At 68.6% G+C, this 20163-nt stretch carries 15 protein-coding genes; 9 read left to right on the forward strand and 6 right to left on the reverse strand.

Annotated features, from left to right (window positions below; translation table 11 throughout):
• Both acs and aroQ read left to right on the forward strand, forming a co-directional pair.
• Positions 1-2013: an acetate--CoA ligase gene (gene acs / locus HNR11_RS03355; RefSeq protein ID WP_179441128.1), complete on the forward strand. Its 2013-nt coding sequence runs from the start codon at positions 1-3 to the stop codon at positions 2011-2013.
• A 132-nt stretch (positions 2014-2145) separates the two neighbouring features.
• The gene (gene aroQ / locus HNR11_RS03360; RefSeq protein ID WP_058889576.1) at positions 2146-2598 is read left to right on the forward strand and encodes a type II 3-dehydroquinate dehydratase; all 453 of its coding nucleotides are present in this window, start codon (positions 2146-2148) and stop codon (positions 2596-2598) included.
• Between the two features lie 23 nt (positions 2599-2621).
• On the opposite strand, the gene HNR11_RS03365 is transcribed toward aroQ, so the two are convergent.
• Genes HNR11_RS03365 through HNR11_RS03380 form a run of 4 tightly spaced genes read right to left on the reverse strand, consistent with a single transcriptional unit; the run spans position 2622 to position 9653 of the window.
• Entirely contained in the window at positions 2622-4538 is a 1917-nt protein-coding gene (locus tag HNR11_RS03365) for an ABC transporter ATP-binding protein (protein ID WP_179441129.1), read from the reverse strand.
• Complete coding sequence (locus HNR11_RS03370; protein WP_179441130.1) at positions 4531-6414, reverse strand: ABC transporter ATP-binding protein; 1884 nt, start codon at positions 6412-6414, stop codon at positions 4531-4533. Before HNR11_RS03370 ends, HNR11_RS03365 begins: the two co-directional genes overlap by 8 nt.
• 12 nt (positions 6415-6426) lie before the next feature.
• Positions 6427-7314, reverse strand: coding sequence for a metallophosphoesterase (locus HNR11_RS03375; protein WP_343050571.1), 888 nt, complete (start codon positions 7312-7314; stop codon positions 6427-6429).
• Between the two features lie 20 nt (positions 7315-7334).
• Complete coding sequence (locus HNR11_RS03380) at positions 7335-9653, reverse strand: transglycosylase domain-containing protein (protein WP_179441131.1); 2319 nt, start codon at positions 9651-9653, stop codon at positions 7335-7337.
• Between the two features lie 104 nt (positions 9654-9757).
• On the opposite strand from HNR11_RS03380, the gene sp36 reads away from it, so the two are divergent.
• The 3 genes from sp36 to HNR11_RS03395 are packed head-to-tail and all read left to right on the forward strand — an operon-like array spanning position 9758 to position 11730.
• The gene (gene sp36, locus HNR11_RS03385; protein WP_179441132.1) at positions 9758-9925 is read left to right on the forward strand and encodes a Sp36 family protein; all 168 of its coding nucleotides are present in this window, start codon (positions 9758-9760) and stop codon (positions 9923-9925) included.
• 10 nt (positions 9926-9935) lie between these two features.
• Complete coding sequence (locus HNR11_RS03390) at positions 9936-10409, forward strand: RidA family protein (RefSeq protein ID WP_058889572.1); 474 nt, start codon at positions 9936-9938, stop codon at positions 10407-10409.
• Positions 10399-11730, forward strand: coding sequence for a carboxylate--amine ligase (locus HNR11_RS03395; protein WP_246310300.1), 1332 nt, complete (start codon positions 10399-10401; stop codon positions 11728-11730). Before HNR11_RS03390 ends, HNR11_RS03395 begins: the two co-directional genes overlap by 11 nt.
• Positions 11731-11846: 116 nt before the next feature.
• On the opposite strand, the gene HNR11_RS03400 is transcribed toward HNR11_RS03395, so the two are convergent.
• A complete protein-coding gene (locus HNR11_RS03400) occupies positions 11847-12524 on the reverse strand; it encodes a Crp/Fnr family transcriptional regulator (RefSeq protein WP_058889571.1) in 678 nt (225 codons plus the stop codon).
• Positions 12525-12748: 224 nt separating this feature from the next.
• On the opposite strand from HNR11_RS03400, the gene HNR11_RS03405 reads away from it, so the two are divergent.
• Positions 12749-13924 (forward strand): MarP family serine protease, encoded by a 1176-nt coding sequence (locus HNR11_RS03405; RefSeq protein ID WP_179441133.1) that lies wholly within the window; start codon positions 12749-12751, stop codon positions 13922-13924.
• 36 nt (positions 13925-13960) lie between these two features.
• Here HNR11_RS03405 and purD read toward each other — a convergent pair whose 3' ends face one another.
• Positions 13961-16198, reverse strand: coding sequence for a phosphoribosylamine--glycine ligase (gene purD / locus HNR11_RS03410; RefSeq protein WP_179441134.1), 2238 nt, complete (start codon positions 16196-16198; stop codon positions 13961-13963).
• Between the two features lie 79 nt (positions 16199-16277).
• Here purD and HNR11_RS03415 point away from each other — a divergent pair, with 79 nt between their 5' ends.
• The 3 genes from HNR11_RS03415 to HNR11_RS03425 all read left to right on the forward strand — a co-directional run bounded on the left by HNR11_RS03415 (position 16278) and on the right by HNR11_RS03425 (position 20152).
• Complete coding sequence (locus HNR11_RS03415) at positions 16278-17366, forward strand: asparaginase (RefSeq protein WP_179441135.1); 1089 nt, start codon at positions 16278-16280, stop codon at positions 17364-17366.
• Between the two features lie 178 nt (positions 17367-17544).
• A complete protein-coding gene (locus HNR11_RS03420) occupies positions 17545-18510 on the forward strand; it encodes a DNA topoisomerase IB (protein ID WP_179441136.1) in 966 nt (321 codons plus the stop codon).
• A 265-nt stretch (positions 18511-18775) separates the two neighbouring features.
• Positions 18776-20152: an NAD-dependent succinate-semialdehyde dehydrogenase gene (locus HNR11_RS03425; RefSeq protein ID WP_179441137.1), complete on the forward strand. Its 1377-nt coding sequence runs from the start codon at positions 18776-18778 to the stop codon at positions 20150-20152.
• The last annotated feature ends 11 nt before the right edge of the window (positions 20153-20163 follow it).

The following is a 20163-nucleotide window of genomic DNA, read 5'->3' on the forward strand; positions in this document are numbered from 1 at the left end:
ATGACCCAGAATCCCCAGCAAGAGAACAAATTGGACTCGATGCAGAAATCGGGTCAGGTATTCCCCCCGAGCGAGACTTTTGCGAAGAACGCCGTGGCCACCCAGGACCGGTATGACAGCGCAGCCAAGGATCGACTGGGCTACTGGGCCGAGCAGGCCCGCTCCGTGCTCAGCTGGGACAAGGACTTCACCGAGGTGCTGGACTGGTCCGAGGCCCCGGTGGCCAAATGGTTCGTCGGCGGCGAGGTGAACGCGGCCTACAACGCAGTGGACCGCCACGTCGAGGCCGGCCACGGCAGCCGCGTCGCGCTGCACTTCGAGGGCGAGCCCGGAGATTCCCGCAGCATCACCTACCAGGAGCTGGCCGACGACGTCGCCCGCGCCTCCAACGCCTTCGAGTCCCTGGGCCTCACCAAGGGTGACCGGGTGGCCATCTACATGCCCATGATCCCCGAGACCATCGTGACCATGCTGGCCTGCGCCCGCATCGGCGCCATCCACTCCGTGGTCTTCGGCGGGTTCTCCTCCGATGCGCTGCGCTCCCGCGTGGACGACGCCGAGGCGAAGCTCGTGGTCACCGCCGACGGCTCCTACCGCCGCGGCAAGCCCTCCACCCTGAAGCCAGCCGTCGACGACGCGCTCGCCGAGCCCGGACACACCGTGGAGCACGTGATCGTGGTCAAGCGCAACGGTGAGGAGGTCGCGTTCAACGAGGACCTCGACGTCTGGTGGCACGATGTAGTGCCGCAGCAGTCCACCGAGCACTCCTATGTGGCACACGACTCCGAGCACCCGCTGTTCATCCTCTACACCTCCGGGACCACCGGGAAGCCCAAGGGCATCCTGCACACCACCGGCGGCTACCTGACCCAGACCGCGGTGACCCACCGAGACAGCTTCGACCTGCGTCCAGAGACCGATGTCTACTGGTGCACCGCCGACGTCGGCTGGGTCACCGGGCACTCGTACATCGTCTACGGCCCGCTGGTCAACGGCTCCACCCAGGTGATCTACGAAGGCACCCCCGACTCCCCGCATAAGGGGCGGCTCTGGGAGATAGTGCAGAAGTACGGCGTCACGCAGTTCTACACCGCGCCGACGCTGATCCGCACCTGCATGAAATGGGGCCGGGAGATCCCGGACCAGTTCGATCTCTCCACGCTGCGCGTGCTCGGCACCGTGGGCGAGGCGATCAACCCCGAGGCGTGGCTGTGGTTCCGCGACGTGATCGGCGCGAACAACGGCGTCGGCAAGGACCCCAAGACGGAGCCCGCCCCGATCGTGGACACCTGGTGGCAGACCGAGACCGGGGCGCATATGATCGCGCCGCTGCCCGGTGTGATCGCCACCAAGCCGGGCTCCGCGCAGACCCCGGTCCCGGGGATCTCGATCGGCATCGTCGATGAGATGGGCACACCCCTTGAGAAGGGCGAGGCCGGGCTGCTGGTCATCAAGGAGCCCTGGCCGGCCATGCTGCGCGGGATCTGGAAGAACCCGGAGCGCTACCAGGAGACCTACTGGTCCCGCTTCGGTGACGTCTACTTCGCCGGCGACGGCGCGCGCACCGATGAGGACGGCGACGTCTGGCTCATGGGTCGCGTGGACGACGTCATGAACGTCTCCGGACACCGGCTCTCCACCACCGAGATCGAATCGGCCCTGGTCTCCCACCCCTCGGTGGCCGAGGCCGCCGTCGTCGGAGCCAAGGACGCGACCACCGGCGAAGCCGTCGTGGCGTTCGTGATCCTGCGCGGCGACGCCGAGGGAGGCGATAAGGAGCAGATGGAGCAGGACCTCCGCGCCCATGTGGGCAAGGAGATCGGCCCGATCGCCAAGCCGCGCAACGTGCTGGTGGTCCCTGAGCTGCCGAAGACCCGCTCGGGCAAGATCATGCGGCGGCTGCTCAAGGACGTGGCCGAGGGCCGGGAGGCCGGCGACGCCTCCACCCTGGCTGATCCGACGGTGATGCTGCAGATCGCAGAGGACATGCGCGCCAAGCACGGCGCGTCCTAGCTCCACCGGGTCTCCCCACCTCGTTGAGGGGCGGATTCTCCGGGCATTCTGACCCCTCAAGGGGATGAGATGCTCGCAGAATCCGCCCCTCAGCGCGTGGTGGGGGCTTCTGCGGGCCGGTAAAGTGTGTCCATGCCCACTGAGACTCCCCGCCTGCTGATCATCAACGGCCCCAACCTGAACCTGCTGGGCACCCGTGAGCCGGGGATCTACGGGGCCTCCACACTGGCCGACGTCGAGCAGCTGTGCCGGGAATCGGCCTCCGCGCTCGGCTTCGAGGCCGAGCTGCTGCAGTCCAACCATGAGGGCGTCATCATCGACGCGATCCAGGCTGCCAGGAACAACGCGGTGGGCATCGTGATCAACCCCGCGGCCTACACCCACACCTCGGTGGCCATCGCCGATGCGCTGCGCGCGGTGGAGCTTCCCGTGGTGGAGGTGCACCTCTCCAACGTGCACTCCCGGGAGGAGTTCCGCCGGCACTCCTACGTCTCCCCCGCCGCGGTCGCGGTGATCGCCGGCGCCGGGATCAACGGCTACCGCTACGCGGTGGATCACCTGGCCTCGCTGCTGCGCGAAGACTGAGCTGCTGCTCGAGAGCTGAGTGCTCAGCTGCCCATGGAGCTGCGCCACGCGGCGTCGAGCTTGGCGTAGTAGCCGCCCTGGGCCGCCAGATCTGCGGGAGCCCCGTCCTCGACCACCCGGCCGTCGTCGATCACCAGGACCCGGTCGGCGATCGCCACTGTGGAGAGCCGGTGCGCGATGATCAGCGCGGTGCGGTTGCCCAGCAGCCGCTCCAGCCCCTGCTGCACCAGCGCCTCGCTGGGCAGGTCCAGCGAAGAGGTCGCCTCATCGAGGATCAGCACCGCCGGGTCGGCGAGGAAGGCGCGGGCGAAGGAGATCAGCTGGCGCTGACCGGCTGAGAGCCGACCGCCGCGCTTGTTCACATCGGTGTCGTAGCCCTCGGGAAGGTCCATGATCAGCTCGTGACATCCCACGGCCCTGGCCGCGGCGATGATCTCTGACTCGGTGGCCTCCGGGCGGCCCAGCGCGATGTTGCCCCGGATGGTCCCGGAGAAGAGGAACGCCTCCTGGGTCACCATCGCCACGTGCCGGTGGTGATCGGCCACGGAGAGGTCTCGCAGGTCCACGCCGTCCAGGCTGACCGAACCGTCGCTGACATCGTAGAAACGCGCCAGCAGCTTGGCCAGGGTGGACTTCCCCGCCCCGGTGCGCCCCACCACGGCCACCGTCTGACCGGCGGGGATACGCAGGTCCAGGGCATGGAGCACCTCGGGGCCATCCTCGGAGTACCGGAAGGTGGCCTGGGCGAACTCTAAGTCTCCGCGGGCGGAGGGAAGGCGTCGCGGGTGCTGCGCCTCGGTGACTGTGGGGCTCTCCTCGAGCAGCCCGGAGACCTTCTCCAGCGCCGCGGTGGCGGACTGCAGGGAGTTGTAGAACATCGCGATCATGTCCAGCGGCTGGAATACCCGCTTGCTGGCCAGCACCAGGGCCACGAGCACCCCGATGCCCAGATCCCCTTCCAGCACCCGGTATCCGCCCCACAGCAGCACCACGGTGACCGTGACGTTGCCGATGAGCATCAGCGAGGGCTGCAGCACGCCGAAGAGCGAGATCGAGCGGACCATGTCATCGCGGTAGTCAGCCGCCAGGCGGCGGTACTGCCGGGACCGGGAGTCCTCCCGGCGGAACGCCTGCACGGCGCGGATGCCGGTCATGGACTCCACGAAGTGCACGATCATCCTCGCCGAGGACACCCGGGTGCGCCGGTAGGCCACCTCGGAGTTGCGCTGGTACCAGCGGGCGAGCACCGTGATCGGGATCAGCGCCGCCACCAGGACCAGCCCGGAGCGGAAGTCCATGATCCAGATGGTCACGGCGGTGAAGAACATGAACATCACGCCTTGGACCAGCGAGTTGACCCCGCCGTCGAGCAGCTCGCGCAGCGACTCCAGGTCCGAGGTCTGCCGCGAGATCACCTTCCCGGAGGTGTAGTCCTCATGGAAGTCCAGGCTCAGCGCCTGGGTCTTGCGGAAGACCTCCCCGCGCAGCGTGAAGAGCATCTGCTGCGAGGCCTCGGCGGTCATCCGGGTGTAGTGGAAGATCAGCACCCCTGCGGTGACCGCGCAGGCGATGTAGGACAGTCCCGGCAGCCACATCCCGGAGCTGTCCCCCTCGGTCATCCTGGGCAGCCCCCAGTCGATGGCCCAGGCGACGATCAGCGGGATCGAGGCCTGCGCGGCCTGGGCGATCACCACGAACAGCGCGGTGATCAGCAGCTTGCGCCGGACCCCGACGGAGAGCTGGACCAACAGCCTCCAGGAGCGGTGTCGGATGAATCCGCGCTCCTGCTTGTCCAGCTGGATCTGCTCCTCACCGGCGGTGCCGCGCAGGTGCGCGAAACGATCCGACTCCGGGTCACCGGACTGCGCGGGAGCCTCACTGAGCCCGGGCAGGCTCCGAGGTTCTTCGCTCTTGCGGGTCTGGCGGCTGGACTCACTCATGGCTGAGCACCTCTTCGGCACTGACGGGGCGGATGCTCGCGCTCATGACCTCGCGGTAGGCGGTGCTGCGCTCCAGGAGTTCGGCGTGGGTGCCGACGTCGCTGATCCGGCCGTGCTCCAGCAGCGCCACCCGGTCGGCCATCGCCACGGTGGAGGGACGGTGCGCGACGATCAACGTGGTGGTCCGGTGCAGCACCTCGCGGAGCCGGTGGGTCACGGCCTCCTCGGTGCGCACGTCCAGGGCGGAGAGCGGGTCATCGAGCAGCAGCACCGAGGGTGCGGCGGCGATGGCACGGGCCAGTGCCAGACGCTGGCGCTGACCGCCGGAGAGGCTCAGCCCCTCCTCCCCGACCGGGGTGTCGACGCCCTGGGGCAGGGTCTCGACGAACTCGGCGTCGGCGGTGAGCAGCGTGCGGCGCAGCACCTCCTCGAGCTCCTCCGGAGCGGGGGCCGCGTCGCGGTGCGGGTCCTGGGGATCGTCCACGTCGCGCAGATGGGAGGTGCCCAGCAGCACGTTGGACTTCACCGAGGTGGAGAACAGGATCGGGTCCTCGAAGGCCACCCCGATCCGGGAACGCAGATCCGCCAGGCTGAAGTCCTTCACGTCGACACCGTCGATCCGGATGGCACCGCCGGTGGCCTCGTAGAGTCGGGGGATCAGGTTCAGCAGCGTGGAGGTCCCTCCACCGGTGGCGGAGACCAGGGCCATGGTCTCTCCGGGTCGCACGTGCAGGGTGACCCCGTTGATCAGGTCACGCTCCCCGGTCTTGGTGTCCGGGTAGCGGAAGTGCACGTCGTCGAGTTCGAGCAGTCCGCGCTCCGGGGCGCGGACCGGCGAGGCCGGGGACGTGATCTCGGTGCGGGTGTCCATGACGTCGACGTGCCGGTCGATGGCGGTCTTCGCGGTGAAGGTCATGCCCAGCATCATGCCCACGCCTTCGATGGGGCCCTTGAGCACGGCGGCGGTGGCGAAGAACGCGGCCAGTGCGCCGACGCTGACCCCGGTGCTCTCCTGGTTGGCGACCTGCCAGAGTCCGATCAGCAGGCACAGTCCCAGGATCCCTTCGGGCAGGATCACCATGGCCATCAGGAACTTCGCCAGGGTGCGGGCCTTGGAGACCTCGAGGTCGCGCAGCTCATCGGCCTCTTCGGTGAAGCCCTGCAGCGCGTGGTCGCCGCGGCCAAAGGCCTTCAGGACCCGGATGCCGTGGACGGACTCCTCCACCTTGGTGGCCACGTCTCCGGCCTGGTCCTGGGAGGCACGCGAGTAGTGCACGAACTTCTGCCGGAATCTCGGTCCGATGATCATGATCGGCAGCGCGGCGCCGAGGAACACCACGGCCAGCAGCGGGGAGAGCGTGGCCATCAGGGTGAAGCCGACCACCAGGCTGACCACCGAGGTGATCAGCATCAGCGAGCCGAAGGCGAACCAGCGGCGCAGCAGGTTCAGGTCTGCGATGGCGCGGGACTGCAGCTGCCCGGCGCCCCAGGCGGCGTGGAAGGAGGCGGAGAGGTCCTGGAGCTTGTCGAAGAGCCCGGTGCGCATCGAGGTCTCCGCATCCGAGGCCGGGGGGATCACGAAGAACCGGCGCAGATAGACCAGCCCGGCCTCCAGGATGCCCAGACCGAGGATCACCGCGCCGGCGGCCCACACCGCGCTGACCTGGGCGCCGTCGTCGAGCAGTGAGTTGACCAGGACCTGGAGCACCTGAGGGATGGACAGCGCGACGACGCCGGCGCCGATCGCCGCGATCAACCCCAGGGTCCAACGCAGCTTCAGACCCTCGAGGTAGGGCCCTAACCGCGCAAGCGACTGGAAGAGCGTACGACGGCCCCCGTCGGTCTCAGCCTTCTCCACCCCGGTCGCTCGTTGCATCAAGCAACTAACCTATGTGGTTTCCTGCTGAACTTCAATGAGTGTGGCCTCGGGTGGGCAGAACAGCCGCACCGGCGCGGTCCGGGAGGTTCCGATGCCTGCAGAGACATGGAGCGGGACGGACCGGGCAGGCTGCTCCGGATGGCCTGGCGGCTTGCGCGCCGGAACCTGCACCGAGCTCAGCCCCTTGGCCCGCGGACGCGGCAGGTCACAGTTGGTGACCAGGGCGCGGCCGCCAGGCAGGCAGACCTGTCCACCGTGGGTGTGCCCGGCGAGGATCAGCTCGGCCCCGCTGCCGGCCAGCGTGTTCAGCGCCGCGGAGACCGGGGCGTGGGCCACACCGATGCGCAGCAGACCGGTGCTCGAGTCCTGTTCCGGCGAGGCTGCCGCGTCCGTGGGCCAGCCCTGGAAATCGTCGCGACCGATGTGCGGATCATCCACCCCGGAGAAGGCCAGCGGCTGCCCGGCCACGCTGAGTGTTGCGGTCTGATTGTTGAGGTTCTTCCAGCCGCTGGATTCGAAGCTGCTGAACAGGCGCTGCCAGTCCAGATCCTCAGGGTGCGCATCCAGGCTGGAGGGGCCGCGGAAGTAGCGCAGCGGATTCTTCCAGGTGGGCGCGTAGTAGTCATTGGATCCCCCGACAAAGACCCCGGGCAGTTGACGCAGCGGCTCCAGCGCCTCGAGCACCTCGCCCACGGCGTTCGGGTGCGAGAGGTTGTCCCCGGTGTTCACGACCAGGTCTGGCTGCAGCTGCGCCAGGGACTGCAGCCAGGCGAACTTCTTCCGCTGACCCGGGACATAGTGGATGTCCGAGATATGCAGAATCCGCAGTCCCGCACCGGCTCGCAGCGGCAGCGCGAGGCGGCGGGTCCGGAAGTCAGTGACCCCCAGGCCGACCACCTTCAGAGACGCGACGGCGCTCAGTTGTCGTCCCCGCCGTTGTTGCCGCCGTTGTTGTTGTTGCCGCCACCTCCGTTGTTGGAGTTGCCGCCGTTGTTGTTCCCGCCGCCTCCGTTGTTGTTGGAGTTGTTCCCGCCTCCGTTGTTGGAGTCGTTCTCGGAATCCTCATCGGACTCGTTCTCGCTGGAGTCTCCCCCTCGCGAGACGGTGCCGCCGTCGCGGTAGCGTGCGCGGTCGCGACGATCATCGAAGGGCGAATCATCGGCCTCGCGGAAGTCGGAGGTGTCATAGTCGCCGCCGACCTGCTCCATGTATGCCAGCCACATGGGGGCGGCCAGGGTGGATCCGAAGAGCTCCTCGTAGCGCTCGCCGTTGATCACCCGGTCCCGGTAGCCAGTGCTGCCCTCGGGGTTCCCGACCCAGCTCGCGGTCGAGACTCCGGAGGAGAAGCCGACGAACCAGGTCTGGGCGTAGTCCTCGGAGGTGCCGGTCTTGCCCGCCATCGGGAACGGCGGGTTCCCGGCGGCGATCGTTCCTTCGGCGATGTTGATAGTGATGTCATTGACCTGCGCGACGACGTCCTCATCGATGACCTGCTCGCAGTTCGCCTCGGGGACGTCGTAATCATTGCCACGAGCGTCGGTGACCTCAAGGATGGCGCGCGGTTCGCAGAAGTTTCCGTCGTCGGCGAAAGCCGCGTAGGCCGCGGCCTGAGTCAGCGGCGCGATCTCATCGGTCCCCAACACGAAGGACGGGTTCTGAGGCGACAGGCCCAGGCTGGTGTCCGAGGCGCGGTGGATGCCCAGGCGGTCGGTGAGATCCGTGATGGCGCAGAGGTCCATATCCGCGGCCGTGGCGATGGTCGCGGTGTTCACCGAGAAGTAGACGCCGTAGTCGATGGTCATGCGACGATTGGAGTCCTCTTCGACGTTCTCCACGTTCCACTCACCGTCGGTCCTGGCGAAGCCGCCGTCGAGGCAGCTCGCCTCCCAGCGTTCGGTGTCGGCCCACTCATCCCCGGAGGCGTCCACCACGTCATCGGTGGCACCGCCTTCTTCAATGTGAGCGGCGACGACGAAGGGCTTCAGCGAGGAACCGGGCTGGAAGCCGATGCCGCCGCCGTCCTCCTGATCGACGTTGTAGTTCAGCGTGGTGTTGCCGTCGCCCTGCTCCGGCGTGTACACCCGGTTCTGGGCCATGGCGATAATGTTGCCGGTACCGGGCTCGACCGAGGAGATGGCGGCACCTGCACCGGAACCGTCCGTCGCCGGAACGGTCTCGTCAACCTGGTCCTGCGCGACGGTCTGAGCGTCCGGGTCCAGGGTGGTGGTGATCCGGAGACCGCCACGGTCGAGCAACTCCTCGCGGGCCGCCTCGTCGGGACCGAAGGTGTCGCTGGCCAGGATCTCGCGGCGCACATAGTCACAGAAGTATGGCGCCATGGAAGCCGAGACACAGCCGACCTCTTCGCGGTTGATCTCCAGGCCCAGGTCTGAGGCGATCGCCTCGTCGTACTCCTCCTGGGAGATGGCGCCTTCGTCGAGCATCGCGCCGAGCACCACGTCGCGGCGCCCCTGGGATGCCTCCGGGTTGACCTCGGGGTTGTAGCCGTTGGGCGACTGGACCATGCCGGCCAGCACTGCGGACTGCGCCGCGTTCAGCTCCGAGGCCGGGATCCCCCAGTAGTACTGCGCAGCGGCCTCCACACCGTAGGTGCGGCCACCGAGGAGCACGATGTTCAGGTAGCCCTCAAGGATCTCGTCCTTGGTCATCTCCTGCTCCACGGCCACGGCGAGCTTCATCTCACGCAGCTTGTCCGCGTAGGTCTTCTGTCCGGTGCCGGAGATGGTCAGCCGGCCCTCACCGGTGAGCACCACCGCGTTGATCAGCATGTTGTTCACATACTGCTGGGTCAGGGTCGACGCGCCCTGCTGGGTATCTGAGGTGGCGTTGTGCACCAGCGCGCGGGAGAGGCCGCGGGCATCGACGCCCCCATGCTGGTAGAAGCGCTCGTCCTCGATCGCGATGATGGCGTCGATCATCTCCTGTGAGATGTCCTCCAGGGCGACCGGCTGCCGGTTCTCCGCGTAGAAGGTGGCCAGCTCGGTGCCATCGGAGGCGTAGATGTAGGAGGGCACGCTCAGCGGCTCCTCCGCCAGCTCGGCGGGGATGTCCTCCAGGATGTCCGTGCCGGCTGCCGCGGCGGCACCGCCGGAGGCCGCCAGCGGGAAGATCAGCCCTGCTGCCAGCAGGCCGCAGAGAGCACTCACGCCCAAGAAGGACATGATCTTGCCGACCGTGGTGGCAGTATCAAACAGGGGAGATTTACGAGACGCCATGGGCTGTATCTTACCGGCAAGGTCCAAGCGGCCGTGTGAGGTGACATCGAGGTGATCGGGGCGGTCCCTTCAGGCTGACGGCGAGCGTCCGTTAGTCTGAGGATATGAGTGCATCGCAGACCCAATGGGAATACGCCACGATTCCGCTGATCATCCACAACACCAAGGGCATCCTTGACCAGTGGGGCGAGGACGGCTGGGAGCTGGTGACCGTCCTGCCCGGACCAGAGGGCAACGCCCCGGTCGCCTATCTCAAGCGCCCCCGGAACTGAGCAGGTCGGCGTGGCTGAGCAGGTCTCTGCAGTCGAATCCCGCCTGGCCGAGCTTGGCCTGAGCGTCCCCGAGGTGGTTCCCCCGGTCGCCTCCTACCAGCCGGCGGTCATCGCCGACGGCGTGGTCTACGTCTCCGGGCAGCTGCCCTTCGTCGACGGCGCCCTGCCGATGACCGGCAAGGTCGGCGCAGAGGTCACCGAGGAGCAAGCTCATGAGCTCGCGCGCCAGTGTGCGCTGAACTGCATCGGCGCGCTGAAGTCGGCACTGGGCGATCTGGATCGCGTCACCCGGATCGCCAAGGTCGGCGGCTTCGTCGCCTCAGCACCAAGCTTCACCGGTCAGCCCAAGGTGCTCAACGGCGCCTCGGAGCTGCTCGGCGCGGCCTTCGGCGACGCTGGGCAGCACGCCCGCAGCGCCGTCGGCGTGACGGTGCTGCCGCTGGACACCCCCGTGGAAGTCGACCTCATCGCCCATGTCCGCTGAGCCCGCCGTGGTCCTGACTCAGGACAGTCGGTGGCAGAAGCAGGAGCGCGCCTGGGCCGCCGTCGGCTTCGCCCCGGTGATCATCGGCGGTGACGCCGGAGCCTACGGGGCCGCCCGGGCGTTCCATGAGGCCTACGGCATCACCTCGCTGGTGCTCTCGAAGCACCAGATGTGGATGATCAAGCATTCCAAGATCATCACGCATCTCGAGATCGAGAACGGCACGGTGATGGAGCATGTGCGCACCGGGCTGAACCTGGCACCGATCCGCCGACTGCGCGATCAGGGCATCCCGATCCTGCTCCTGGGGGCGATCGACTCCACCGTGCAGGCCATCATCGAGCTGCGCGAGGCCCACCCGGAGGACCTGGGCGAGGACGTCGTCGTCCCCTATGTGGACCGGGCCCGGTTCGACGCCGCGACCGTGAAGGACAACTTCACCGCGCTGGCCGAGAAGCTCGGCGTGGACCACCCCGTCACCCGGGTGGTGGACTTCAGTGCGGACCTGGACACCCAGCTGCCGCTGGATCTCAGCTTCCCGGTCTGGGCGAAGCCGGCCGATGTCACGGCCTGGTACTGGACCGAGTTCGAGGGCAAGCACAAGGTGCACCGGGTCGAGACCCCCGATGACCTGGCTGAGCTCTTCGGCAAGGTCTACGCGGCCGGCTACCGGGCCAGCTTCGTCGTCCAGGAGGAGGTCCCCGGTGATGATCAGAACATGCGGGTCCTGACCTGCTATGCCGATCAGAACTCGCGGATCCGCTTCGCCTCCTGGGGCGAGACCGTGGTGGAGGATCACTCTCCCGCCGCGCTGGGGAACCCCTCGGTGATCCTCACCACGAAGAACTCCGAAGCGGTGGACCAGGCGCAGAAGCTGCTCACCGCGTTGGACTGGGTGGGCTATGCGAACTTCGACCTGAAATACGATCCCCGCGATTCCAAGACCAAGTTCTTCGAGCTGAACCCTCGGCTGGGCCGCTCCAGCTACTACATCACCGGGGCAGGGAACAACCCTGTGGAGTACTACGTGCGGGACTTCATCCGCGGCGAGCTCTCCGCCGACGGCGGGACCTCCCGGGTGGAGGACCAGGCCGAGACGGTCTACACCGTGCTGCCGGGTTGGCTGGCGGCTCGCTACGTCTCGGACCCGGACCGACGACGCCGGATCCGGCGCGTGCTGCGCTCCGGTGGCACGCGGAACCCGTTCTTCTATGCCGCTGACCGCAGTCCGCGACGGATCGGGCTGCTGCTCGCCGCCCAGGCCTCATTGGTGCGCAAGTTCCTGCGGTTCTACCCGCCCTCGCGCGTCACCGGGGAGTAGCGCCCCGCACAGACACCAGACATAGAAGGAGCGCCCGGCAACATGCCGGGCGCTCCTTCTATGTCGTGGGAACGATCTCTCGGGAGTCAGCGCTGGTCGCTGCCAGCCGGGTCAGCTCAGCGGGAGCGCTGGCGGATCCGCTGGATGTCCAGGATCACCACGGCTCGCGCCTCCAGACGCAGCCAGCCGCGCTGGACGAACTCGGCCAGCGCCTTGTTCACGGTCTCGCGGGAGGCGCCGACCAGCTGGGCCAGCTCCTCCTGGGTGAGCTCGTGGGCCACCAGCACGCCGTCGGGCGCCGGGCGGCCGAAGCGGTCAGCCAGGTCCAGCAGCGCCTTGGCCACGCGGCCTGGGACGTCGGAGAAGACCAGGTCCGCGAGGGACTCGTTGGTCCGGGTCAGGCGCTTGGCCAGGGCCTGCAGCAGCTGGACCGAGACCTCGGGGTTGGTGGTGATGACGTTGCGCAGGCTCTCGTGACGCAGGCCTGCCAGTCGCGTCTCGGACACGGCGGTGGCCGTGGCGGTGCGAGGGGCCGGGTTGAACAGGGCCATCTCGCCGAAGATCTCGCCCGGGCCGAGCACGGCCAGCAGGTTCTCGCGACCATCGGGGGTGGTGCGTCCCAGCTTGATCTTCCCAGAGATGATGAAGTACAGCTGATCACCCTGGTCACCCTCGTGGAAGACAGAGGAGCCACGGGAGAGGTCAACCTCATTGAGCTCTTTGATGAGGGCGCTGAAGACGTCGTCGTCGAGCGTGGCGAACAGCGGTGCGCGGCGCAGTACTTCAAGGTCCATGGGCGATCCGTTCTTCCTGGATGTGTGAGATGACAGACTCTCGGTGCTTAGAAGTTACCAGTTCGCCTCGACGTGCGGAAACGTTCGGCAGGCGGCCAAGGATTCTATGTCATTCTTGAAGCAGCGATTCTGCGGCCCCCGCGCGCCGGGGTTGCGCCCCTGCAGCTGCCCGAGAAGGCGCCCCGCTGCACAGACCACCCTGGACCATAAGGAGCCCGCCACTGATGGGAATCACCCTGCTCGACGTGATCTTGGTGGCGGTGCTTCTGGGCTTCCTGATCGCGGGATTGCGCCGAGGCGTCTGGGCCACCCTGGGCGGGGTCTTCGGGTTCCTGGTGGGGGCCACCGCGGCGTTCTTCGCCATCCCGCTGGTCGCCTCCTGGGTCGCGGACCCGCTCTGGCGGGTGATCGCGGTGATCGCTGCGGCAGTGGCGCTGGTGGCCGCCGGTCATGGACTGGGATCCGCCGCCGGCGCCGAGATCCAGCGGATGTTCCGCTCCCGCGCCGTGCGTGGCATCAGCGCGCTGATCGGTGGTGTGCTCAACGTGGTGGTCGCCTGCTTCGTGATCGCGCTGCTCTCCTTCTCGATCTCCGCAATGGGGTTCCCGGCGGTGAACCAGGCGATGAAGCAGTCCACCGTGCTGGAGACCATCGACTCGGCGGTGCCGGAGCAGGCGGAGTCCTGGTTCGCGCAGGTCCGCTCGGCGGTCCTGGAGTCTGACATCCCGGAGATCGCCCAGCTGGTGCCGGAGCCGGCAGAGCCGCCGGAGAGCCAGGACCTCAACGACGCCGGGCTCGCCTCGGCAGCCTCCGTGGGCCGGATCACCGGGGTGGCCGAGCAGTGCGGGCAGTCTCAGTCAGGCTCGGGCTTCGCCGTGTCCCCTACCCGGGTGGTGACCAACGCCCACGTGATCGCCGGAGTGGGCGAACCTGCGGTGGAGATGCCCGACGGCGAGGTGCTCACCGGCCGCGCCGTGCACTTTGACCCCGCCTCCGACCTGGCGCTGATCGCGGTGGACGGCCTCGGCGTGGAGCCGCTGCAGGTCAGCGACGGGATCGACGTCGGGGACTCGGGCTACGTGATGGGCTACCCGGCCGGCGGGCCGTTCTCCGCAGGCAGCGCCACGGTGCAGGCTCGCGACGTCTCCCAGGTCAACAACATCTACGGCAGCTCCCCGGGCTCGCTGGAGATCTTCCAGCTCAGCGCGGATGTGCGGCAGGGCAACTCTGGCGGTCCGCTGATCGATACGTCCGGGGACGTGGCCGGTGTGGTGTTCGCCCGCGCGGTGGAGGGCAGCAACGTCGGCTTCGCGATCACCGCGGACCAGGCCGGGAGCGTGCTGACCGACCCCGACCGCTACACCGAGACCGTCTCCACCGGTCAGTGCACCGACCGCTGACCCGCCCCCAAGCTCTAGATGGGCCGGTGGCCGCGGCTAGAGCAGCAGCTCGGTGCCGGTGAGGCGCTGATAGGCATCCAGGTAGCGCCGACGGGTTGCGGCGATGACCTCCTGCGGCAGCTCCGGGGGCGCCTGGCCGGAGTTCCGGTCCCAGCCGGATTCCGCCGAGGTCAGCCAGTCCCGGACGAACTGCTTGTCGAAGGAGGGCTGCGCGGTGCCGGGCTCCCAGCTCTCGGCAGGCCAGAATCGTGAGGAGTCCGGGGTCAGGACCTCATCGGCGACGGTGAGCGCCCCGGCCGGGTCGAAGCCGAACTCCAGCTTGGTATCGGCCAGGATCACGCCCGCCTCCCGGCAGGTCCCCTCGGCCAGCGCGTAGATGCGCAGCGTGGCTTCGCGCAGCCGCGCCGCCAGCTCTGCGCCCACCTGCTCGCTGAGCGTCTCGAAGCTGATGTTCTCATCGTGATCCCCCTGCTCCGCCTTCGACGAGGGGGTGAAGATCGGTTCCGGCAGCGCGGAGCCATCGGTGAGCCCCTCGGGCAGCTGCAGCCCGGTCACAGTCCCGGTGGAACGGTATTCGGCGAGCCCGGACCCGGTGAGGTAGCCGCGAGCGATGCACTCTGCGGGCACCATCTGCAGGTTCCGGCAGATCATCGCGCGCCCGGCCACGGCCTCGGGCACCTCCACGGAGACCACGTGGTGCGAGATCCCCGCGGCCTCGAGCTGGTCGAACCACCACAGGCTCAGCTGGGTCAGGATGATGCCCTTCTCCGGGATCGGGCTGCTCAGCACATGGTCGTAGGCGCTGATCCGGTCGCTGGCGACCATCAGCACCACGTCCTGCCCGTCCCAGGGCGAATCCGGCGCGGGGCGGTAGAGCTCCCGGACCTTTCCGGAGGAGACATGCACCCAGCCCGGCAGGTCCTCGGTCGTTTCCTCCCGCGGGTGCGCCTGCCCCGTCGCGTCCTGTGTGGTCAGCGCGATCTGACCGGCGAGCGCCTTCGCGGCGATGTCCGTGCGATGCTGTTCCCCGTCCCAGGAGATCTCCTGAACCCCGGCGTAGGCGCCTCGCACTGCATCGCTGAGCGAGTCCCCGGTGCCGACGACGGCGAGCACCCGGCCACCGTTGGTGATCAGCCGGCCCTGGTCGTCGAGGGCGGTGCCGGCGTGCAGCACCGCCACGCCCTCGAGGCTCTCGGCCTGGGCGATCCCGGTGATCGGGTCACCCCTGCGGGGGGACTCCGGGTAGTTCTCGGCGGCCATCACGACGTCGGCGGCGTAGCCTCGGGCCCATTCAAGGGTGCGTCCCGGGCCCAGCGAGCCGGTGGAGCACTCCAGCAGCAGGGCTCCCAGCGGGGTGGCCAGTCGTTCCAGGACCGCCTGGGTCTCCGGGTCTCCGAAGCGGGCGTTGAACTCGATGACCCGCACGCCGCGGGAGGTGACGGCGAGCCCGCAGTAGAGCACCCCGACGAACGGGGTGCCGCGGCGGGACATCTCGGCCAGGGTCGGGGCGGCCACGGTGTCCACCACGATCTCCACGAAGTCACGCTCGGTGCCCGCAGCGTCGGTCTCGGTGTACCCCTGAAGCCAGTCCAGCGGGGTGTAGGCGCCCATGCCGCCGGTGTTGGGGCCGGCGTCGTCGTTGAAGATCCGTTTGAAGTCCTGGGCCGGGGACAGCGGGACCAGGTCCACCCCGTCGGAGAGCACGAAGAGCGAGACCTCGGGACCGTCGAGGAACTCTTCGACGACCACGGTGCCGCCCGCGGCGAAGCATGCCTGGGCGTGGTCCAGCGCCTCGGCGCGGTCCTCGGTGACCACCACTCCCTTGCCGGCGGCCAGCCCGTCGTCCTTGATGACATAGGGCGCACCGAAGTCATCGATGGCGGCCTGCGCGGCGCCGAGCTCGCTGACGTGGACGGCTCCGGCGGTGGGCACTCCGGCAGCCGACATGACCTCCTTCGCGAAGGCCTTGGAGGCTTCCAGCCGGGCCGCGGCAGCAGAGGGTCCGAAGGCGGGGATCCCGGCCTCGCGGACCGCGTCGGCCACACCTGCGGCCAGCGGCGCCTCAGGCCCGATGACCACCAGATCGAAACCGCCGGCCACGGCGAGCGCCGCCACCGCGGCCCCGTCCTGGGCGTCGAGGTCGTGGCAGCGGACCTGCACCGCGATCCCGGCGTTGCCCGGTGCGGCCTCCACGGTGGTGACTGCTTCATCACGCAGCAGTGCTCGGACGATGGCGTGCTCGCGGCCCCCGGGGCCGACTACAAGTACCTTCACGCCGCTCAGCCTATCGAACGGCGACCTGTGCCGGTCTGTCTCGCGGCGCGCGGCCTGGCCGCTTCCGTAGACTGAGGCCATGACTGATGCGCGCCGCTCCCCCGTTGCACCTTCGGTGCCCGCCCCGCACAGCTCCGCGGTGGGTTCCCCTGACCAGCGGGAGCTGCAGCCGGCCTCGGTCGCGGAATCGGCCGAGCTTGCGGTGGTGACCCGCGCCGGCGTCGTGGAGTCCCGGCACATCGGCTCGGCGGTGCTGGTGGGACCCGGCGGTGAGGTGCTGGAGTCCATCGGCGCCCCGGAGCGGCTGATGTTCCCGCGCTCCACGCTGAAGCCCTTCCAGGCCATCGCCGCGCTGCGCTCGGGAGCCCTGATCTCGCCGGAGGCGGTCGCCCTGGCCTGCGGCTCCCATGTGGGTTCGCGCAAGCACCAGGAGCTCGCCGCCAGCGTCCTGCAGGCCGAAGGACTGGACGAGTCCGCCCTGAAATGTCCCAGCGCCTGGCCCGCACGTCACGAAGACCTGCGGGTGCACCTGCAGGCGGGCAAGACCGAGACGCCGCTGGCCTTCAACTGCTCCGGCAAGCATGCCGCGTTCCTCGCCGCCACACGGACCAACGGCTGGCGCCTGGCCACCTACCTGGAGCGCTCACATCCGCTGCAGCAGGTGATCATGGAGGTGATCGCCGAATACTGCGGCGAGGATCCCACCGAGGTCGGGATCGACGGCTGCGGGGCCCCCGCCCCGGCGCTCTCCCTGACCGGGCTGGCCCGAGGCTTCTCCAAGCTGGCCGCCGCCACCTCGCGCCGCGACGCCGAGGTCCACGCCTTCACGGTGAACCAGGCCATGCTGGACTACCCCTGGGCGGTGCACGGCTGGGGCGAGGCCAACACCGTGGTGCTCGAAGATCTGGGGCTGACCGCGAAGCTCGGCGCCGAGGGTGTCCTGGTGGTCGCCGCACCGGACGGCACCGCCGCGGCGGTCAAGGTCCTCGACGGCTCCTCCCGCGCCACGAACTTGGTCGCGCTGAGCCTGCTCGCCGCCCGCGGGGTGATCGATGTCGAGGCGCTGGGCCCGGTGCTGCGCAAGATCGTCAAGCCGATCACCGGCGGTCTCGCCGCCGAACAGGTGGGCAGCATCCGGCTGGCGCCTGCGCTGATCGACAGGCTCTGAGAAGCACCTGCGGCGCAGGACCTGCAGCTCAGGAGGACCCGGCGGTTTGTAGCTGACATTCAGGTTCCTGCCGTCCAATGAGGTCTGCGCAGCCGCTGCCCGCAGCGGCACCCGAGAACCGCGCCCGGACTCCGACGACCCAGTCTGCGCCCCGGGCGGCTGATGAGGAGAACCACGCATGCCACGCCTGAAGCGGGTGATGCCCGGCAAAGACCCGGGCATCGAACGGATCGCCGGAGACTCTGGGTTCAGCTACCAGGACGACGACGGGGCCCCTCCGAGCCCAGAGGATCTCGAGCGCATCGAGGCGCTCGTGATCCCACCCGCCTGGACGGACGTCTGGATCTGCCCGATGCCACACGGACATGTCCAGGCCGTGGGCACCGACCAGGCGGGTCGCCGCCAGTACCTGTACCACCCCGACTGGACCTCCCGGCGGGACCGCGGCAAGTACGCGAAGGCGCTGACCCTGGCCTCGGCCCTGCCCCGGGCTCGGGCCCGGGTCACGGTGGCGCTGCGCGCGGAGACCGTGGACCGGGACCTGGTGCTGGCAACCTCTTTCCGGCTCCTGGACGTCTCGGCGCTGCGGGTCGGCTCCAAGCGGCACCTCTCCCGCACCGGCAGCCGCGGCATGACCACCCTGCAGTGCCGGCACGTGCGCATCGAGGAGTCGCAGATCTCCTTCACCTTCCCCGGCAAGTCCGGGCAGCGCCAAGCCATCGTGGTGCAGGACCCCGAGCTGGCTCTCTCCATGACCTCGTTGGTCTCGGCAGGTCAGCGCGCCCCGCTGCTGGCCTGGAAGGAGGGACGACGCCGGGTGGCGCTCACCCCGCAGCAGGTCAACCGGTATGTCGGTGAGCTCACCGGCGGTGCGTTCACTGCGAAGGACTTCCGCACGCTGCGCGGGACGATCATCGCCGCGCAGACCCTGGCCGAGATCGGGGACCCCGGCACCAAGCGGGAGCGGGATCGCGCGGAGCGCGCCGCGGTGGCGGCGGTGGCGGAGGCGCTGGGCAACACCAGCGCCGTGGCGCGGGGCTCCTACATCGATCCCCGGGTGTTCGCTCGGTACCGCCGGGGAAGGGTCCTGGACACCTCACGGGCCCCGGAGTCTGCGCTGCGGTCCCTGCTGCTCACCCGCTGAGCCGCCGAGCCGCTGGGCCGCTGGACACCTGAGCCGCCTGAGCCGCCCGAGACGTTGAGCCGCCTGAGCCGGGCCGTCCGCTCAGATGACAGCACCAACCCGGGTTTTTATTCCGCACCTCGGGTGCATTTCGCGCATCGGTGAACTGCCCGCCCCAGCGCCGCATCGGCTTGTGTCAACCGGGTCGGGACCATAGCGTCGAGGAGTCCGCCGCTTCGGCGGGCAGGTCACCGATCGACCACTGAAAAGCGAGGCAGAGATTCCCATGGCCGACTACAAAGTCACCAACCCAGCCACCGGAGAGGTCGAGGCGGAGTTCGCCACCCTCACCGACGATCAGCTGCGCGAGTCCCTGGACCGCACCGCTGAGACTTTCACCTCCTGGTCCGAGTCCGAGCTCTCCGAGCGCGCGCAGCTGCTGCGCCGCGCCGCGGAGCTCTACGAGGAGCGCAAGGACAAGCTCGCCGAGATCATCACCCGCGAGATGGGCAAGCCGGTCAAGCAGGCGCGTTCCGAGCTGGACATCGTGATCTCGATCTTCAACTACTACGCCGATCACGGCGCCGAGTTCCTGCAGGACGAGGAGATCACCGACGCCCCCGACGGGCGCGCCTTCATGCAGAGCGAGCCCGTGGGCGTGCTGCTGGGCATCATGCCCTGGAACTTCCCGTACTACCAGGTGGCACGGTTCGCCGCGCCGAACCTGATGATCGGCAACACCATCCTGCTCAAGCACGCCTCCCAGTGCCCTGAGTCTGCGGCCGCGATCGAGGAGATCTTCCACGACGCCGGCTTCCCGACGAACGCCTACACCAATGTCTACGTCTCCAGCCAGCAGATCGCTGAGATCGTCATCCCGGACCCCCGGGTCCAGGGCGTCTCGCTGACCGGGTCCGAGCGGGCCGGCACCAAGGTCGCCGCCACCGCGGGGGAGAACCTCAAGAAGGTCGTCCTCGAGCTCGGCGGCAACGACCCGCTGCTGGTGCTCGATCGCGAGATCCTGCCCAAGGCCGTCAAGGGCGCCGTCTCCGGCCGGATGGCCAATGCCGGACAGGCCTGCAACGCCGCCAAGCGGGTGATCGTGCTCGAGGAGTTCTACGACGAGTTCATGGAGGCGTTCCGCGAGTCCCTGGGCAAGATCGAGCTGCGCGATCCGCTCTCCGAGGAGGCCTTCATCGGTCCGATGTCCTCGGTCTCCGCAGCCGAGGACCTGCACGAGCAGGTCCAGGACACCGTGAAGCAGGGCGCGACCCTGCACATGGGCGGGGACTTCGATGAGCGCGGCGGCGCCTGGTACCAGCCCACGCTGCTGACCGACATCACCCCGGAGATGCGCGCCTATGGCGAGGAGCTCTTCGGGCCCGTGGCGATGGTCTACAAGGTCGCCGACGAGGAGGAGGCCATCCGTCTGGCGAACGACACCCAGTACGGTCTCTCCGCATCGGTCTACTCCACCGATGAAGCACGCGCCCAGCGCGTGGGAGAGCGGATCCAGACCGGGATGGTCTTCGTGAATCAGCCTCCAGGAACCTCCGCGGAGCTTCCCTTCGGCGGCGTGAAGCGCTCCGGTGTGGGCCGCGAGCTGGGCCCCTACGGCATGGCGGAGTTCGTGAACAAGCGTCTGGTGAAGATCGCCGGATGACGAGCCGCTGA

It is taken from the genome of Nesterenkonia sandarakina, from assembly GCF_013410215.1.
Lineage (GTDB): Bacteria > Actinomycetota > Actinomycetes > Actinomycetales > Micrococcaceae > Nesterenkonia > Nesterenkonia sandarakina.

Bases quoted from the DNA above. Each gene is read 5' to 3' on its own strand.
- HNR11_RS03425 (WP_179441137.1), top strand. From the start codon at position 18,776: ATGGCCGACTACAAAGTCACCAACCCAGCCACCGGAGAGGTCGAGGCG.
- HNR11_RS03420 (WP_179441136.1), top strand. From the start codon at position 17,545: ATGCCACGCCTGAAGCGGGTGATGCCCGGCAAAGACCCGGGCATCGAA.
- HNR11_RS03370 (WP_179441130.1), bottom strand. From the start codon at position 6,414: ATGCAACGAGCGACCGGGGTGGAGAAGGCTGAGACCGACGGGGGCCGT.
- HNR11_RS03365 (WP_179441129.1), bottom strand. From the start codon at position 4,538: ATGAGTGAGTCCAGCCGCCAGACCCGCAAGAGCGAAGAACCTCGGAGC.
- HNR11_RS03405 (WP_179441133.1), top strand. From the start codon at position 12,749: ATGGGAATCACCCTGCTCGACGTGATCTTGGTGGCGGTGCTTCTGGGC.
- aroQ (WP_058889576.1), top strand. From the start codon at position 2,146: ATGCCCACTGAGACTCCCCGCCTGCTGATCATCAACGGCCCCAACCTG.
- HNR11_RS03415 (WP_179441135.1), top strand. From the start codon at position 16,278: ATGACTGATGCGCGCCGCTCCCCCGTTGCACCTTCGGTGCCCGCCCCG.
- acs (WP_179441128.1), top strand. From the start codon at position 1: ATGACCCAGAATCCCCAGCAAGAGAACAAATTGGACTCGATGCAGAAA.
- HNR11_RS03400 (WP_058889571.1), bottom strand. From the start codon at position 12,524: ATGGACCTTGAAGTACTGCGCCGCGCACCGCTGTTCGCCACGCTCGAC.
- HNR11_RS03380 (WP_179441131.1), bottom strand. From the start codon at position 9,653: ATGGCGTCTCGTAAATCTCCCCTGTTTGATACTGCCACCACGGTCGGC.
- HNR11_RS03395 (WP_246310300.1), top strand. From the start codon at position 10,399: ATGTCCGCTGAGCCCGCCGTGGTCCTGACTCAGGACAGTCGGTGGCAG.
- sp36 (WP_179441132.1), top strand. From the start codon at position 9,758: ATGAGTGCATCGCAGACCCAATGGGAATACGCCACGATTCCGCTGATC.